The sequence below is a fragment of the Streptomyces sp. NPDC057474 genome (genome assembly GCF_042802555.1).
Classification (GTDB): domain Bacteria; phylum Actinomycetota; class Actinomycetes; order Streptomycetales; family Streptomycetaceae; genus Streptomyces.
This window is the reverse complement of sequence record NZ_JBHVDX010000477.1, coordinates 1-2,048: the sequence shown is the minus strand read 5'-3', so window position 1 is coordinate 2,048 and position 2,048 is coordinate 1. Positions and strand designations below refer to the sequence as shown.

Sequence of the window (2,048 nt, the reverse complement as noted above, 5' to 3'; positions counted from 1 at the left end):
CTTGACCGGACGGTGCCGCGGCTCGGAGTCCTTGGTCAGGTCCTCCATCGCAGGGGCGTGTGTCACGGCGGTTCCCATCAGCTGCCGAGAGCCGTCTTCGACTCGGTGAAGAACTGCTTGACGGCGTCGTCCACCGACCGCTTGCCCATGGCGAGTTCCTCGGCGATGCGCATGAACCCGGCCTCGCAGATGTCCGCACCGTTCGGATGGGGGGTGATGGGCTCAAGGACGCCCGCCTCGACGAGGGACTCCTCGTACGCGGCGATCGCCTTGTTGACCGGGTCGGTCGGCTGGAACGCGTCGTACTGGGCCTGCGTCGCGGGCACACCTCGGTCGTAGCCCATGATCTTGGCGACCTCGGGCTCGTGCACCATGAAGTCGATGAACTGCGCGACTTCCTTGGGGTGCTGGGTGCGCTTGGACGCGCTGAGCATGAGGGAGCCGAGGTACTGGCCGGTCTTCTTGCCGTCGGTGGTCGGGATTGGGGCCAGGCCGTACTCGCTTTTACCCTCGGAGGTGTAGCGGACGGTGAAGTTGTCCCAGGTGAACTCACCGGCGGCGAGTTCCGCGGCGACAGCCGACTTGGGCTTGATCTGGGCGACCTTCTTGGGGTCGGCGTAGAAACCCTCCTCGATGCCCTTCTCGGCCTTCGCCCACCAGGCCTTCAGGTCCGCCTCGGTGAAGCCGAGCCCGTCCTCCGTGAAGAACGCCTTGCCGTTCTGGCGCAGGTAGAGGTCGTAGAGGTACATGACGCCGTACATGCCGCTGTCGCCGGCGCGCCCCGCCTTGTCCCGGATCTTCTTCATCGCGGCGTCGAAGTCGTCCCAGGTCCAGCCCTGCTCCGGCTTCACACCGGACTTGGTGTAGACGGGCTTGTCGATCACCAGGGCCATCGAGTTGGAACCGACCGGAACGCCGAGCAGCTTTCCGTCGACCTCGCCGAACTTCTCCAGGCCCGCTCTGAAGCCGTCCAGGGAGAGGTTGCCCGCCTCGACCTGTGCGCCGAGATCGAGCAGCACATTCTTCGCGTCGTATTTCCGCAGGAAACCGATGGCATTCTGGAACACATCCGGCGGATTTCCGCCGGAGGCCTGGGTGTTGAACTTCTTCCAGAAGTCGGGATACACCTGGAAGTCGGTCTTCACCTTGATCTTCGGGTACTTCCTCTCGAAAAGAGCGACGGTCTTCTTGATGCGCTCCGCCCGGTCCTCGGCACCCCACCAGGCGTAACGGATCGTCACCGTCCCGTCCCCCGCGCCACTGTCGCCGCCACAGGCCGTGGCCGTCGCCCCCAGCCCCGCGACGGCCAGTGAGGCTCCGGCTGCCTTGAGGACCGTCCGCCTCTCAACGTTCCTGTTTTGCTGCATGGTTGAGCCTCCCCGCGACGTTGCGTCCCGCTCCATGAATCGTTTCAAGTAAGCGCTTGCTGGCACAAGGTACGGAGACCCTCAGGAGACGTCAATGATTCGGACAGGAATTGATGGAAAGCGGAGTCGCCGCCGCGCCGGGTCCGGCGACACCGCAGATGACGGGCTATCAACCGAATGCCCAGGTAGTGGAGTTGCGGTCGACGGGTCGAACGCGATGGGGGTCGCCGAGCGGCGAACGGAAGAGGCTGAAAGGAGTCAGTGGGGCACCCCCGACGCCTCTCACCCAACCGCCTCCGGAGCACGGCGGGCCGACCGGGCGTGAGCCCCCGGGCGAGGGCAGGGAAGCATCGGATCCGGCCATACAGAAGCGGATCCGGAGCGCCATTTCAGCCATGCGCGAGGGACGGCCGCCCCTCGTCGGCCAGCCCTCGTCGACCGTCGAGCGTCGGCCGTCGGCCGTCGGCTGTCGCCCCAGCAGGAGTCGTACGGCTCGGCCGGCGCCCCGAAAACCCCTGCGCGCCCGCAACCGAAAACGACCCGGCCCACGTTTCCGTGGACCGGGTCGTCATGATCCGGTGGGCGATACTGGGTTCGAACCAGTGACCTCTTCGGTGTGAACGAAGCGCTCTCCCCCTGAGCTAATCGCCCGTAAGAAGGAAGCAAAATACCCCATGTCAG

The 2,048-nt window shown here is 65.5% G+C and carries 1 protein-coding gene and 1 tRNA gene; both read right to left on the bottom strand.

Annotated features, from left to right (window positions below):
- Nucleotides 1–77 precede the first annotated feature (77 nt).
- Entirely contained in the window at nucleotides 78–1,367 is a 1,290-nt protein-coding gene (locus ACFU53_RS47835) for an ABC transporter substrate-binding protein (RefSeq protein WP_384006915.1), read from the bottom strand.
- Nucleotides 1,368–1,946: 579 nt separating this feature from the next.
- A tRNA-Val gene (locus ACFU53_RS47830) sits at nucleotides 1,947–2,018 on the bottom strand.
- Nucleotides 2,019–2,048 lie beyond the last annotated feature (30 nt).

Excerpts from the sequence above, each read along its gene's own strand:
- ACFU53_RS47835 (WP_384006915.1), bottom strand. The coding sequence starts at position 1,367 with ATGCAGCAAAACAGGAACGTTGAGAGGCGGACGGTCCTCAAGGCAGCC.